The sequence below is a fragment of the Novibacillus thermophilus genome (assembly GCF_002005165.1).
GTDB classification, from domain to species: domain Bacteria; phylum Bacillota; class Bacilli; order Thermoactinomycetales; family Novibacillaceae; genus Novibacillus; species Novibacillus thermophilus.
Genome location: NZ_CP019699.1, coordinates 2,661,259 through 2,674,953, shown reverse-complemented (window position 1 = coordinate 2,674,953; position 13,695 = coordinate 2,661,259). Strand labels below are relative to the sequence as shown.

The 13,695-nt window shown below is 51.8% G+C and carries 15 protein-coding genes; 1 reads left to right on the top strand and 14 read right to left on the bottom strand.

Annotation, left to right across the window (positions count from 1 at the left end):
* Nucleotides 1–115: 115 nt before the first annotated feature.
* Nucleotides 116–244, top strand: a complete 129-nt coding sequence (locus B0W44_RS12905) for a helix-turn-helix domain-containing protein (RefSeq protein WP_228441129.1) — start codon at nucleotides 116–118, stop codon at nucleotides 242–244.
* Here the strand turns inward: B0W44_RS12905 and B0W44_RS12900 are convergent.
* The 14 genes from B0W44_RS12900 to B0W44_RS12840 all read right to left on the bottom strand — a co-directional run bounded on the left by B0W44_RS12900 (nucleotide 235) and on the right by B0W44_RS12840 (nucleotide 13,691).
* The gene (locus B0W44_RS12900) at nucleotides 235–1,185 is read right to left on the bottom strand and encodes a dimethylarginine dimethylaminohydrolase family protein (RefSeq protein WP_228441126.1); all 951 of its coding nucleotides are present in this window, start codon (nucleotides 1,183–1,185) and stop codon (nucleotides 235–237) included. The genes B0W44_RS12905 and B0W44_RS12900 overlap by 10 nt on opposite strands.
* A 26-nt stretch (nucleotides 1,186–1,211) precedes the next feature.
* On the bottom strand, nucleotides 1,212–1,940 hold the full coding sequence (locus B0W44_RS12895; RefSeq protein ID WP_077720390.1) for an amino acid ABC transporter ATP-binding protein: 729 nt from the start codon (nucleotides 1,938–1,940) through the stop codon (nucleotides 1,212–1,214).
* Nucleotides 1,941–1,973: 33 nt separating this feature from the next.
* Entirely contained in the window at nucleotides 1,974–2,633 is a 660-nt protein-coding gene (locus tag B0W44_RS12890; protein ID WP_077720389.1) for an amino acid ABC transporter permease, read from the bottom strand.
* Nucleotides 2,634–2,656: 23 nt separating this feature from the next.
* Nucleotides 2,657–3,478, bottom strand: coding sequence for a transporter substrate-binding domain-containing protein (locus B0W44_RS12885; RefSeq protein WP_077720388.1), 822 nt, complete (start codon nucleotides 3,476–3,478; stop codon nucleotides 2,657–2,659).
* 20 nt (nucleotides 3,479–3,498) lie between these two features.
* Entirely contained in the window at nucleotides 3,499–4,254 is a 756-nt protein-coding gene (locus B0W44_RS12880; RefSeq protein WP_228441123.1) for a dimethylarginine dimethylaminohydrolase family protein, read from the bottom strand.
* A gap of 71 nt (nucleotides 4,255–4,325) precedes the next feature.
* Complete coding sequence (locus B0W44_RS18930; protein WP_257788049.1) at nucleotides 4,326–4,451, bottom strand: hypothetical protein; 126 nt, start codon at nucleotides 4,449–4,451, stop codon at nucleotides 4,326–4,328.
* Nucleotides 4,452–4,614: 163 nt separating this feature from the next.
* Nucleotides 4,615–5,442 carry a patatin-like phospholipase family protein gene (locus B0W44_RS12875; RefSeq protein WP_077720387.1) on the bottom strand — a complete coding sequence of 276 codons (828 nt, stop codon included), beginning with the start codon at nucleotides 5,440–5,442 and terminating at the stop codon, nucleotides 4,615–4,617.
* A 13-nt stretch (nucleotides 5,443–5,455) separates the two neighbouring features.
* Nucleotides 5,456–6,583, bottom strand: coding sequence for an MGDG synthase family glycosyltransferase (locus B0W44_RS12870; protein ID WP_077720386.1), 1,128 nt, complete (start codon nucleotides 6,581–6,583; stop codon nucleotides 5,456–5,458).
* On the bottom strand, nucleotides 6,580–7,191 hold the full coding sequence (locus B0W44_RS12865) for a DedA family protein (protein ID WP_169835566.1): 612 nt from the start codon (nucleotides 7,189–7,191) through the stop codon (nucleotides 6,580–6,582). The genes B0W44_RS12870 and B0W44_RS12865 overlap by 4 nt, the downstream gene beginning before the upstream one ends.
* A 158-nt stretch (nucleotides 7,192–7,349) precedes the next feature.
* Nucleotides 7,350–9,281, bottom strand: a complete 1,932-nt coding sequence (locus B0W44_RS12860; RefSeq protein ID WP_077720384.1) for an ABC transporter permease — start codon at nucleotides 9,279–9,281, stop codon at nucleotides 7,350–7,352.
* Nucleotides 9,256–10,032 (bottom strand): ABC transporter ATP-binding protein, encoded by a 777-nt coding sequence (locus tag B0W44_RS12855; RefSeq protein ID WP_077720383.1) that lies wholly within the window; start codon nucleotides 10,030–10,032, stop codon nucleotides 9,256–9,258. The genes B0W44_RS12860 and B0W44_RS12855 overlap by 26 nt, the downstream gene beginning before the upstream one ends.
* Nucleotides 10,033–10,155: 123 nt before the next feature.
* A complete protein-coding gene (locus B0W44_RS12850; protein WP_077720382.1) occupies nucleotides 10,156–10,851 on the bottom strand; it encodes a DUF554 domain-containing protein in 696 nt (231 codons plus the stop codon).
* 26 nt (nucleotides 10,852–10,877) lie between these two features.
* A complete protein-coding gene (ilvA, locus tag B0W44_RS12845; RefSeq protein WP_077720381.1) occupies nucleotides 10,878–12,086 on the bottom strand; it encodes a threonine ammonia-lyase in 1,209 nt (402 codons plus the stop codon).
* A 123-nt stretch (nucleotides 12,087–12,209) separates the two neighbouring features.
* Nucleotides 12,210–13,691: an o-succinylbenzoate--CoA ligase gene (locus B0W44_RS12840; protein ID WP_077721390.1), complete on the bottom strand. Its 1,482-nt coding sequence runs from the start codon at nucleotides 13,689–13,691 to the stop codon at nucleotides 12,210–12,212.
* Nucleotides 13,692–13,695: the final 4 nt, after the last annotated feature.

Genomic DNA, 13,695 nt, shown 5'->3' with positions numbered 1-13,695 from the left:
GCTATCCATTGAGGAATGGTGAGAAGGTTGACGGACAGGAGATTCACCGACAAGAAGCAGCCCCGGTGATATATTAAAACATTGAAGGAACAGATGGAAGCTGCAGAAAAAAAATGTGATCAAAAAGGCACTTAAAGCACACAACGGCAATGTAACGAAAACGGCCGATGCCCTCGGCATCAGCCGTCAAAGTTTACAGTATCGTTTGAGAAAATTGAACATTCATAACGGCCGTCATGCGTGACTGACAGGGTCGCGTCTCAGAAACGCAGTCATGCAGTGTATCGCGCCCCAGCCGTTCACAATTTCGTCCATTTCGACTTCGATCACGTGGACGCCTTCGTTTTCCAGCAACGCTTTCGTTTCGGGATTTCCAGAGGGCATGACGACTTTTCCAGGCTCAAGGGCGACGAAGTTCATCGCCATACCGTTTTTGAGTTCTTCAATGTTCGTCATTTCAATGAGTTCAATGCCTAAGTCCAACAATTGCTTGGCGCAGTCGTACGTGACGTGCCAGGGGAATATGACGAGTTTCTTTTTGTCTACCATATTCATGTAGCCGTCAAGATGGATAGACCCGTACGGTATTTGGGTGCGAATGATGTTGGTGACGCCGATGTTACGCAGTTCCGCTTCGACTTGCTGCACACCTTTCTCGTTGGAGCGGCTGCCGGTTCCGATGATCACCGTCTCGCGGTCGATCCACATCGCACAGGCCCCTTCAAAATAACCGTCACCGTTAATTGTTTTAATAATCGGTACACCGAGGGAGGCCAACGTTTCTGCGACAGCTTTTTCTTCTCCCCTTCTGGCCGGTATAGCCGGACGGCACACGATCGCCCCCTCCGGTGTCATCAGCACGAGGTCCCGCATAAACATCGCATTAGGACGGTCTTCACGTTGATTTTGGACATAGTGAACCGCCACGCCGTGGGAGCGGTACACGTCCGCCAATTCGTCCTGTTGTTTTCTCGCCCTTTCAGCATTGATCGGTGCCCGAAAGCGGTATTGTGAGAAGTTTTCGTCTGTAATCCCTTCGATTTCCCGTCCGGGCCTGTGCATTAACACGGCCCGTAAACGGCCCACTTCCGAGTCGCAATACCAATCTCCCCACAACTCTTTCATCTCGTCGGCAAACACGGTCTCTGACGGAAACCACCGTTCACCTTGAACGACGACTTTCACTTTGCCAATTCCTCCAATCAGCCCATTTAATGATTCAGTACTTTAGACAAGAAATCTTTGGCGCGATCACTTTCAGGATTCGTAAAAAATTGTTCGGGAGGTGTCACTTCGACGATTCTTCCGTCTGCCATAAACACGATTTGATCGCACATCTCCCGGGCAAAGCCCATTTCATGGGTGACAACCACCATCGTCATCCCCGATTTTGCGAGACGACGAATGGCGTCCAGCACTTCTTTGATCATTTCCGGGTCCAGAGCTGACGTCGGTTCGTCGAAAAGCATCACTTTCGGGTCCATCGCCAACGCCCGGGCAATGGCGACCCGCTGCTGCTGCCCTCCTGACAGTTCAGACGGGTAGAAGGAGGCTTTGTCCGCAAGCCCCAGTGAAGCGAGTAATTCCTTACCTTTTTCCTCGGCTTCCTTTTTGCTCACATTCCTCACTTTCATGGGCGAGATGGTCACATTTTCCAAAGCGGTCAAATGCGGGTACAAATTAAAAGACTGAAATACGAACCCGATGTCCGTCCGCACTTTGTTGATGTCTGTCTTTTTGTCGTGTACTGAAACGCCGTCTACCAAAATTTCTCCGCCTTGAATGGTTTCCAAGGCGTTGATCGTTCGGATCAACGTGCTCTTACCAGCACCGCTCGGACCGATCAAAGAGTAGACGTGTGACCGGGGGACCGATAGTTGAATGTTGTGCAAAACCTTCGTCTTACCAAAACTTTTTTCGACGTTTTTCATTTGGATCATATTCATCAACATCCCATCGCGTTGCTAGATCACTCATTCGTAAACTTTGTACTTGTTTTCAAAAAACCTAATAATTTGAGATAGCGTAAAAGTAACAACAAAATACAGCAAGGCGACAAACGTCCACACTTCCAGGGATCGAAACGATGTGGCCACTAAATTTTTGGCAACAAGCGTTAGATCGACGACCGAAATGACGGACACTAAAGAAGAGTCTTTAATCAAGATGATAAACTGCGAGGCCATCGGCGGCAGCACTTTTCGCAGGGCTTGGGGCAAAATAATGTACCGCATCGCCTGCACGTAAGTCATGCCGGTGGAACGCGCCGCCTCCATTTGCCCTTTCGGCACCGCCTGGATACCCGCTCTTACAATCTCGGCAATAAACGCACCAGAAAAGATTGCCAACCCCAGCACAGCCGACCAGTAAGCACCCAGCTGCAGAACCTTCCCCAGGACGAAAAAGATCCAAAACAGGAGCACCAAAAGCGGTATCCCTCGCATTAATTCAACGTAACTCACTGCAATAAAAGAGACCATTTTGTTCCGGGAAATTCTACACAATCCGGCTAAAATACCGATCGGGATGCTAAACAGTAAAGCTAGTGCCGATATTTCAATCGTGAGAAGCAATCCCTCAAGAAACAAATCGAGATTTTGAGGAATAACACTCCAGTCCGGTCGGTAGGACATTCATTTTCCTCCTCATCATCCCTTTAGTCTTCGATTTCGACCTCGTCCATCCAATCAGAACTTTCAAACCATTTTTCATAAGTGGCAATTTGTTCCGGACTGTTCAAATATGACGCGAGGAATGAGTTCAGCCATTGAACCGTCTCAAAATCGTTGTGGCGAACGGCAATTCCCAACTCTTCCGACGAAATGAGATCGTAAATGCCGCGCACGCTGTCACTGTGCATCGCTTCATACACTCTGATGGCCGGTTCGTCGTACACGACACCGTCCGCTTCCCCTTGGATTAAAGCCATTGCGGCTGAAGGAAAATCTTCAAAGTCGAGTATTTCTGCTTCCTGGAAGATCTGTTTGGCAAGCAGTGCCCCGGTCGTCCCTAAAGAAACGGCAATTTTTTTGTTCGGTTGATCCAAGTCCTCCCACGATTTTGTGTCGGTATCGTCCTTGGGTAGCATGACGACTTGGCCCGTCGTATGGTATGGATCGGAAAAACTGACGGACAAGGCGCGGTCGCCTCTAATGGTCATACCGGCGAGGATCATATCGATTTCCCCTGTTTGCAAAGCCGGTATCAGTCCGTCAAAACCGAATTGTTGAAATTCCACTTCTACGTCCAACGCTTCCGCAATCGCTTTGGCGACATCGATATCGTAACCGACGAATTCTCCGTTCATATCTTTCATTTCAAACGGGTAATACCCGGGAGCCGTCCCGACAACGAGCTTCCCTTTGTCCAAAACTTGGTCAATCGTCGACGCAGCCCCTTGTTCGTCACTTTGCGCCTGGCTGCACGCTGACATGACCAACAACGATACCATGACGATGAGTCCAAATGTTTTCTTCATCACCATTTCTCCTCCCACTCTCAGTTGTCCGTTACCGGATCTCTTTTCAAAAAGGCGGTCATACAGTGAATCGCGCCCCACCCTTTTAAAATCTCATCCACTTGTGCTTCAATCACTTCAACGCCGGCGTCTTCTACTTTTTGTTTCGTTTCTGGACAGCCGGCCGGCATGACAATTTTTCCGGGCTCTATCGCCACAAAATTGATACACGCTTTCACTTTGATTTCTTCAAAGTTTGTCGCTTCTACGATGGTGAAATCTCGTTCCAGCAAAAATTTAACTACATCGTACGGCACTTGCCACGGAAACAAAACAGCGACCTTTTTGTCGGCAATGTTGATCAAACCGTCCAAATGGGCGTGCCCGTATGGAATTTCAAAATGGACGATGTCCGTAACCCCCATATTTCTCAGTTCAGATTCTACCTGAAGTGCCCCCGCTTTGTTCGCCCGGGCCCCCGTTCCGATGATCACGGTTTCGCGGTCGATCCACATAGCGCACGCTCCGTCAAAATACCCGTCACCGTTTATCGTCTTGACAATGGGCACACCGAGACTAGCCAGTGTTTCAGCGGCATACCGTTCTTCACCGCGTCTTGCGGAAATGCCGTTGCGACACACGATCGCCCCCTCCGGCGTCATCAACACTTGATCCCGCATAAACAAGGCGTTCGGCCTGTCCACCCGCTGGTTCTCCACATAGTGGACGTCGACGCCGTGATCCCGGTAAATTTGGGCCAACGCATCATGTTGTTTCCGGGCCCGGTCCACTTCCATCGGGGCTTTCCACCGGAAAGTTTCGTAGTTGTTTACAGTGACTCCTTCAATTTCTCTGCCCGGCCTCCGCATTAAGACTGCCCGGAGACGCCCGATTTCAGAATCGCAGTACCAATCCCCCACAATGCTTTAGCTTCATCGGAAAATCGCGTCTCGGAAGGGAACCATCTCTCCCCTTGTACTTTCACTTGTTCCATACACCCAACCCCCTCCTCCCGTTCTGCAATTGTTTTGTTTTTAAACACTGACTAAAGGATGCAGTGTTCCAGTAAGGTTGTCCGAATGTATTAAATATACATCAATCTCGTAATTTATACAATGAAAAAGCACCTGATAGCGACAGGTGCTTTTTGACAGTCTTCACTCTGCGTGACGGAGCCTGAGGGGTGTGAGTTGAGCCGGGTCCGGCTCATCTGTTTCCGTGTCGACGGTTTTTCGAACAGGCGGGTACTTCGCCAACGCCCGTTGCGCTTCTTTCTCCCCAAGTGCAATCGTCACTGCCAGGTCACTGAAATCAAAACGGCCGACATGTCTTAAATCGACATCGATGATGAGATCGGCGTTTTCCCGCAATTGTTGGGCTGTCATGTGTCGACTGGCAATGCTTATGTAGCGGGACAAATGGGAAAAAACGTGACGAGAGCGCTGTTCCGGCAAGCGACTCACCTCTACGGCGACGACGTACGAAGCTCCCATTTTCTTGACAATATCAGCCGGGTTGTTATTGAGGACGTAACCGTCCACGAGCAGCTGATCGTCTCGTTCAACCGGCGCAAGGACACCTGGAATCGCAATGCTTGCCCGCAACGCCTCGGCAATTTCTCCCGAACGGACGACGACCAATTCCCCCGACACTAAATCGACGCAGACGACGGCCAATGGGATGGAGAGATCGGAGAAGTGCCTCCCGTCCGTCAGATGCAATAACTTCTCGTAGATGCGCCTGCCGGTCAATCCTTGTTTTCCGAATTTCCAATCCCACATTTTGCTTAAAGACAAGTCGCAAAATATCGCCTCCATTTTCTGAGGGGCGACCCCGCAAGCGTAGAGGCCTGCCACAATGGCCCCGGCACTTGTCCCAGCCAAGTGAGACACGTCGATCCCCCGAGCGGTGATCTCCTTCAGCACCCCGATATGGGCTGCTCCCCTCAGTGAACCGCCCCCCAGGGCCAATCCGATTTCTCCCAATCCCCTTCACCTCTTACACGTTCTGTTTCTCCATTCGGTTCGAGTTCTGCAGCAGCTGTAATACTGCGTCAGACGCCTTTTCTCGCAACCTGAGGCGATAAGCCTCCATACGGCTTCTCCACTCGTTGAGTTCGTCCTCGTCCGTGAGCACTTCTAGCAATTGTTGATCAAAAGGTGCGTCGTATTTTAAATGGCGTATCAGTCCCCGCGACTCAAGGTAATCCCGGTTAAATGTTTCCTGCCCGGGGAGGGATGCGTGAACAAATACGGGCAATCCTTTGAACAGCGCTTCGCTAACCGTCACGCCGCCCGCCTTGGTCATGACCGCATCCACTGAGTCGTACAACTGATTCATCTCATCCCTCGAGGAAATGTAGGGCAGCGGCTGAATGTTTTCGGAGCGCATTGAAACAATTTCATTATACAGATTCCGGTTGTTGCCGCAAAGGATGTCGTAGCGAATGTCGCGAGATGGCTTTAATTTCTTCAAGATTTCCTTGATGTGGCCAAGACCGTTGCTCCCGCCGGAAACGAGAACGCGAAAGGGCGGTTGAAGCTTGCGAAAACGTCTTGTTCGCTTGAAACAGTCGTCAACGGGGATGCCTGTCGTATAAATTCTGTGCTCGGGTACACCGCTCCGCATCAATTCAATTTTTAATTCCGTATCGGCCACAAAGTGGTAATCGATGCCGTGGCGTCCCCAAATGGAATTGATGAAAAAGTCTGTGTACACATTGATGACAGGCGTTCTCAACACCTTCCGCATTTTGAGCCGGTTGATGAGGGAAGACGGAAATCCGTGGGTACACACGATGAGATCGGGCTGTTCCTTCTCCAACAAGTGCTGCATCTTTTTGACGAAGAACCGCTCGTACCACTGAAAGTGCTGGACGACATCCGACGAAGAAGAAGAAGCAAAGGTCCGGTATGCTTTATCGTATGTGACCGGGAAGTGGTGGATCCACTTCAAGTACGTACCGGTTACAACTTTCTCCAGCCATTCGTTGGCATAGCTGAGAAAATCGACCTTCCGGCAGTCGATGTCAGGTGCTCGCCTGTGGAGCGACCGAATCAGTGCGTTCGCCACTTGATGATGACCAGAAGGCATTTGAAGTAACGGCAGAAACAAAATGCGCTTCACTTGTCACTTCCCTCCCTTTTCGACAGCGGTGTCGATTTCCAGCGGTTCTGCCACACATATCTCCCGAATACGACGACCAGGAGCGCCATGGCTGCAAGTCCGTACAAATACCACTGGTAGTCGTAAAAAATTTGTCCGACAGCGTACACGTTGCCTCTAAAGACACTCCCCATCCACAACATGGCGCAAGCCCACGGGAACACGCCCACAAGCGTCAGGCACCCGTATTGCCAGGCACTTACTTTACACATTCCAGCCACATACGAAATGTAGTTGCCCACTCCGAACGGTCGCGTCAAAGCGACACTCCACAGCCCGTATTTCCGAAACGCATCTTGGGCCTTGTACAATTTCCGCTTAAAGCGCTGAGGTATTATCGACTCCAGTTGATACCCAATCCCGTACGGGATGTAGCTGGCGACACTGTAGACGAAACTCATGCCAAAGGCGAGACCGACGAGTTTCGGAAAAGTTGGGGTCAACACGTAGCCGTAAGTCACGACGAGAAAAACTCCCGGAAACGGAAAGGAAGATCCTTCGATCGCCATGACGATCAGCAGCCCTGGGATCCCCCATCCTTCCAACGCGTTCAGCAAACTTTGAATCATACTACAACTCCTCACACGCATACCCCTATTGTCCGCATTTTTATCTTACTTGTATCGCACTGGATGGGGACACTGGCTGCAGGATGATCCTGCCTAAGACTTGAGACGGATGTCTTTAGTATTCCCGAATGGTTCTACATCATCACGGGACAAGCGATTTACGACGGCAGTGATGTCGGATGGGCCATTCGCTTTACATACGCGTAACGGCTCAACAAAAAATAAGCCAGTTGCAGAACGAAGTAGATGCCAGTGATGATGGCGGCGTACTGCCACACCGGAACCATCAACACGTCCCCTAACGTTTTTAAAGCGAAGGCAGCGTGAACTACTCCGACTCCAAACGGCAAGAAGAAGATCATTCCAATTTGTGTCGTCACTATTTTCTTTATTTCACCGTCAGTGATCCCGATGCGTTTTAATGCGGTAAACTGTTGCCGGTCTTCCTGAAACTCTGTAAACAGCTTAAAATAGAGCATGCTGCCCGCTGCAATAAAGAACAACACGCTCACGAAGAGACCGATGAACATGGTCAGGCCAAAAATCTGTTTCACCTCGACAAAAGGCTGAACCCGTGATGTAAGATGCTGTTGCCGCTCTTCCGGCAACAGAGCCTCCACCTCCTCGACCGCTTTGAGGGAATGCGCCCAATTTTCCAACTCGTATCCGTACGATACGATCAAGTCCTCGGCGGAAGTGTGCTCCGCTAACTGTTCAAACAGTGCATCATTCACTACGAGAATGGCATCCGTGTGGGCACCTTGATTGAGGACAGCCTCTGTTCGCAACGCTTGGGGTGAAAGGGTTACTTCCTCGTCCCCAGCTTTTACCCGAATGTCCGACAAATCAACCGTAGCGTCGCCCATCCTGGCAAACGGGTTCACGATGACTGTCGACTCCCGTTCAACTTTAAGGCTGTCCACTTGCACCTGCTGCGCCAGATCGTTGTACGTTTTGTTCGATATGATGAGCGGCGCATCTCCGACCGGAACGCGGTCGCCCTTTTGTGCGATTTCCCCTGCAATGCCGACCACGCGATACTGGTGGCTCACTGTCAAGCCGTGTTCCGCGAGGATGGATTCCACAGTGTCCGGATGCACCCCATCGTCCCTCTCCCCACCCTGTGCCGTCAAGCTGATGGCATGAGGAGTCATCTTCACGATCTGGCTGGTCATTCCGTCGTAAAAAGTGTACAGCGTCCCAGATGCCGTCAACACCACGGCCGACAAAACTGCGACGACAAACATGACCCGGGCGTTGTCCTTTAGTTTGTACACCAGTTGGGAAACGGTGATCAGATGGGTGTGTTTGTACAAAATGCGCCGATTTCGCCTGATACTCCGCAAAAAAGCGACGCTGCTCTGGGTGAACAAAAGATAAGTGCCAGCGATGACGAGGAACAAAATCGGAAACATGGTGATGAGAATAGCCGTACCGGAAAACCACGCCAGGGCGTAGCCGCTGACGAGGCAAAAGACGGACACCACCACGAGCCACTTCGAAAAAACGGGCAACGATTTCGGCTGTCTTTTCTCTTTCATCAGATCAATGATCTGGCTCCGCCCCACCCGCCACAAAGACAGGGCACTCATCAGTACACCTATCAGAAAGAAACTGAGGCACGTCACCCCGAGAGCCGCCGGGGCTACGTGAAACGGAATCGGGTCCTCTAAATCAAGCAAAGCACTGATCAAAACAAAAAACAGTCGGGAAAACAGCACTCCGAGCACCGTACCGCTCAAAATCGAGAGGATTGAAATGATCGTATTTTCGAAAAAAAGGGTCCGGATCAGTTGAGCCCGTGTCATCCCCATTAACATGAAGAGGCCGAACTCCTGGGTGCGCGATTTTAAAAAAGTCGAATGGGAGTAGTGGATAAAGAAGAGCGCGAACACGACAATGATCCATTCACACGCGATCATGAGCGAACGGACGCCGCGGTGAACGTCCCCGTCTATGACGTAAGGGTGAAAAATGAAAGCGGCGTACATAAAGAAAATCATGACAGTGAACGCGCTGCTGACAAAATAGGCAGTGTATTGATGCCATTTGCCGCGGATGTTTTTAAACGCGAACTGCCGCAACGTCATCGGCGTCCCCTCCCAATCGCGGCAAGGCGTCCAGTATCTCCGACAAAAACGCTTGACGGTTTGATTTTTTGCACATTTCGCTGAATAGCCGGCCGTCCCTGATGAACGCGACTCGTTCACAAAAACTTGCGGCATCAGGGTCGTGGGTCACCATCACAATCGTCGCCCGCTTATGTTCGTTTAAAGCGGCTAAAGCCCGCAATAAATCGTTCGCCGCCTTCGAATCGAGATTGCCCGTCGGCTCATCTGCCAACACAATGGCCGGTTCGTGTATCAGAGCCCGTGCGGCTGCAGCGCGTTGCTGTTGTCCTCCTGACACCTCGTACGTTCGTTTGTCGAGAATGTCGCCGATGCCCAACAGCTCGGCCATTTCGTGCACGCGCCGTTCCACTTCGTTTACTTTGACGTTTTCGAGAACTAACGGCAACATCATGTTTTCTTTTATCGACAGGGTGTCCAACAAATTGAAGTCTTGAAATATAAACCCGAGTTCGCGCCTGCGGAACAGTGCGAGATCTTTGCTTTTCAAGCGGGACGGGTCGACACCGTTGATCTCCAGGCGACCGGAAGTAGGTGTGTCGATTGTAGCCAAAATGTTCAACAACGTGGTCTTGCCACTTCCAGACGGCCCCATCACGCCGACGAATTCTCCCGCTTCGACCGCGATGGAAAACCGGTCTAACGCTTTATGGGAGATTCCCCCTTTCATCTCGTACACTTTCGTTATCTCTTTTGCACGCAACACCGTCATGTTTATCCTCCTCATCTCATGGACCTCTGCCCATCAAGATAAAGGAGACCGCTTAAATGACCTTGAATGCCAACTTAATTTTTTCTTAAAAAAAAACACACATACCGGTTGAGCGGCATGTGTTTACAAAACGTGCATCAAAAAGGCGCTCACGACAGCTAACGGCAAAGCCGGCAGGAAATCCGCCACCCGTATAGTCGCTGCGCGAAGCAAGTTGATCCCGAGACCGACGATGAGTAAACCTCCAACTGATGTAACGTGCAAAATGATTTGATCTAACAGATCTTCCGCTATAAACCACGTGATCCACTCTGCGGCGAGGGCAATGCTTCCCTGATAGAGAAATACCGGTACAGCTGCGAATATGACACCGATACCCAGTGTGGCTGAAAAAATAACGGCAGTAAAACCGTCTAACAGCGCTTTCGTGTACAAAACTTGATGATCGCCTTGCAACCCGCTGTTGATCGCGCCCACAATAGCCATGGCACCGGCACAATACAACAGCGTTCCCGAGACGAAACTCGTGGCAAACGGACGTTTGCCCTCAAATTTTTGTTCCACTCGTTTTCCAAAGTTGTTCAACCGTTCTTCCAATTTCAACCAACTGCCGATGATGCCTCCGAAAACGACGGAAAGCAGCAACGCGACGAAATTGTCCGTTTCCAAGGCCATCGAAAGCCCGATGACTAAGACGACGATGCCGATTGCCTGCATGATTGTATCGCTTATTTGCTCTCGCATTTTGGACAAAAATAGACCAATGAGTGCCCCGGCGACGATAGCTCCCGCGTTGACGAGTGTTCCTAACAATGCCATGCGTTTGACTCCTCCAGCGTCTTCTTCTACGTTTTTCGCGTAAATCGGTACCCGGCCTGTTTCAGAGCTTGTTCAATTTTATCGATATGATGCCGGTCTCTCGTCTCCAGGGACAATTCTATTTCTGTTTCGCCGGGAATGACATTGGGGCTAATGCGGTAGTGCTCTACAGAGACGATATTTGCCTTTTGCTCGGCGATGATGCTCAACAGTTGATTAAGGTGCCCCGGCTTATCGGGCACGGTCGTCGACAGTTTCACGTAGCGTCCTGCTTCTACCAATCCGCGTTCAATGATGCGGGAAACGAAGTGAATGTCAACGTTGCCCCCGCTGATGACAGCGACAGTCTTCTTCTTTTCGACGGGTATCTTCCGGTAGATGAGGGCAGCCAAGGAAACGGCTCCCGACCCTTCGACGAGCAGTTTGCTCCGCTCCAGCAAATACAACATCGTGCGCGAAATTTCCAGGTCGTCCACCGTGACGATGTGATCCACATACGTTTGCACCATCTGAAACGTCTTCTCTCCCGGCTGTTTCACGGCGATTCCGTCGGCAATCGTACTGTGAGACCCGGCTTTAATCGGCAACTTGTGTCGTATCGATTCGACCATGCTCGGACAGGCGGCTGCCTCTACTCCGTAGATGCGGACGGACGGCTTCACCGCTTTCACCGCCTTCGCAATTCCTGAAATCAGTCCTCCACCGCCGATGGGACAGACAATAACCTCGACGTCCGGAAGTTGTTCGACGATTTCCAAACCGATCGTTCCCTGGCCGGTTATGACGTGCTCATCGTCGAACGCATGAACAAACGCCGCTCCCGTTTTTTGCTGTAAACGGTGTGCATAGTCCATCGCTTCATCGAACGTCTCCCCGTACAGCACGATGTGAGCGCCGTAATGTTTCGTCGCCTGCACTTTTGCCAGCGGCGCTCCCTCCGGCATGACGATCGTGCTCTCGATCTCCGCCATTTGGCTGGCAAAGGCCACACCTTGAGCGTGGTTGCCCGCAGATGCGGCCACGACTCCTTTCGCCCGCTCCCGTCCGTTCAAAGACATAATCTTGTTGTAAGCCCCTCGCACTTTAAACGATCCCGTCTTTTGTAAATTCTCCAACTTCAAGTAGACGGCGTTACCGGCCAGTTGGCTGAACGTCTGGGAATAGTCCAGTGGCGTGCAACGGGCCACTCCTTTTAGCGCTTTTTTCGCTTTTTGAATATCTTCAAGTTGAACCATGACGACCCTCCGACTCATCAAAATTCATTCTGATCCGTTCCCCGCACACACGAACCCATTTTCTCGGCTTCTCTGCGGGTGGTATGGAGGTTGCCGGTGCCGCCGGCGGACATCGGGGAATCTTCACAGAAGTTTTAACAGTTCCCGCCTCAGCAACTTGTTGGACGCGTTGCGCGGCAGTTTATCGACAAAGTGTATGCGAACCGGCACTTTGTACTTCGCCAATTTTTCTCGACAGTACTGGCGCAATGCCTCCTCGCTCACGGCGTGATCGTCTTTTAGCGAGACGAATGCGACAGGGACTTGTCCCCACCGCGGGTGGGGAACGCCCGTGACCCCCGCTTCTCTCACGGCCGGGTGAGACGTGAGGTGCGATTCGACTTCGGCCGGGTACACGTTTTCCCCACCGGAAATGATTAAGTCACTGCGGCGGTCCAGCACGTACAGAAATCCGTCTTCGTCAACGTACCCGATATCCCCAGTGTGCAACCACCCGTCACGCAGTGTGTTCGCTGTCGCCCGTTCCCGTTTCCAGTAGCCCGGTGTCACTGTCGGCCCTTTGACGACGATTTCCCCCTCCTGACCGGGCAGCTGCTCCTTTCCATCTGCTACAATGCGGAGCTCGGACGGAAACAGCGGCTTTCCGGCAGAGCCGGATTTGTCTGCCATGTACTCCGGCGGCAGTGTGGCAATTTGGGAAGCCGTTTCAGTCAATCCGTACGTTTGAAACACCGGAATGCGTTTGCGGAGGCATTTGTCGAGCAGCGGGAGGGGAACCGGTCCCCCGCCGAGCAACATGCAACGAAACGTTTCCGGATAAGCAGAGGAACCCAATTGTTCGACCATGCGGTCCAACATGGCGCTGACGACGGAAACAATTGTCACTTTCTCTTTCATAAGGGCCCGGTTGACCACATCCGGTTGGAACGATTCGTGTACGACGAGGGTGATGCCGTATATGACGCTGCGAATGAGAATGGACAGGCCGCTCATGTGAAACATGGGGACACACGCCAACCAGCGGTCACCGGTGTGCAACCCGAGGTTGAGGGCCGAACTGACCGCGCTCCACCAATGGTTGCCGTACGTGAGCATGACGCCCTTCGGCCGTCCCGTCGTGCCAGATGTGTACATAATCGAATGAAGTGCGTCCAATGCCATGACCCGTTTAAGCGGGGGGTCTCCGCTTCCGGGGGCTGTGGAGGCAAGTGTTCCCCAACTGACGGCCTCACACCCCGGCACCTTCTCCGCCACGGCTTTCGCCTTCTCTTCCTGCGAACTGTCGTAGACGAACAACCGGGCGTCCGCATCCGTCACTTGCCAGGCTAATTCACCGGCACTTAACCGTACATTCAGCGGAACGAGCACTGCACCGATGTAGTGAAGGGCGTGAATGATTTCCACGGTGTGCATGCCGTTTTTGACGAGGAGAGCGACGCGGTCGCCTTCTCGTACGCCAAAACAGGCAAACTTCGCCGCCGTCGTCCGCGCCCGCTCGTCCAACTCCCGGTACGTCCACACGTGACCGGACGATTCGACGGCGATGCGCTCCGGTGTGAGGAAAGTTCTTTTCGCCAGCCAGTTGGGTATCGTCTGCTCTGCCATCGAA

Bases quoted from the DNA above. Each gene is read 5' to 3' on its own strand.
- B0W44_RS12895 (WP_077720390.1), bottom strand. From the start codon at position 1,940: ATGATCCAAATGAAAAACGTCGAAAAAAGTTTTGGTAAGACGAAGGTT.
- B0W44_RS12890 (WP_077720389.1), bottom strand. From the start codon at position 2,633: ATGTCCTACCGACCGGACTGGAGTGTTATTCCTCAAAATCTCGATTTG.
- B0W44_RS12885 (WP_077720388.1), bottom strand. From the start codon at position 3,478: ATGAAGAAAACATTTGGACTCATCGTCATGGTATCGTTGTTGGTCATG.
- B0W44_RS12880 (WP_228441123.1), bottom strand. From the start codon at position 4,254: ATGGAAGTGGACCGGGCCCGGAAACAACATGATGCGTTGGCCCAAATT.
- B0W44_RS18930 (WP_257788049.1), bottom strand. From the start codon at position 4,451: ATGGAACAAGTGAAAGTACAAGGGGAGAGATGGTTCCCTTCCGAGACG.
- B0W44_RS12865 (WP_169835566.1), bottom strand. From the start codon at position 7,191: ATGATTCAAAGTTTGCTGAACGCGTTGGAAGGATGGGGGATCCCAGGG.
- B0W44_RS12860 (WP_077720384.1), bottom strand. From the start codon at position 9,281: ATGACGTTGCGGCAGTTCGCGTTTAAAAACATCCGCGGCAAATGGCAT.
- B0W44_RS12855 (WP_077720383.1), bottom strand. From the start codon at position 10,032: ATGACGGTGTTGCGTGCAAAAGAGATAACGAAAGTGTACGAGATGAAA.
- B0W44_RS12850 (WP_077720382.1), bottom strand. From the start codon at position 10,851: ATGGCATTGTTAGGAACACTCGTCAACGCGGGAGCTATCGTCGCCGGG.
- ilvA (WP_077720381.1), bottom strand. From the start codon at position 12,086: ATGGTTCAACTTGAAGATATTCAAAAAGCGAAAAAAGCGCTAAAAGGA.
- B0W44_RS12840 (WP_077721390.1), bottom strand. From the start codon at position 13,691: ATGGCAGAGCAGACGATACCCAACTGGCTGGCGAAAAGAACTTTCCTC.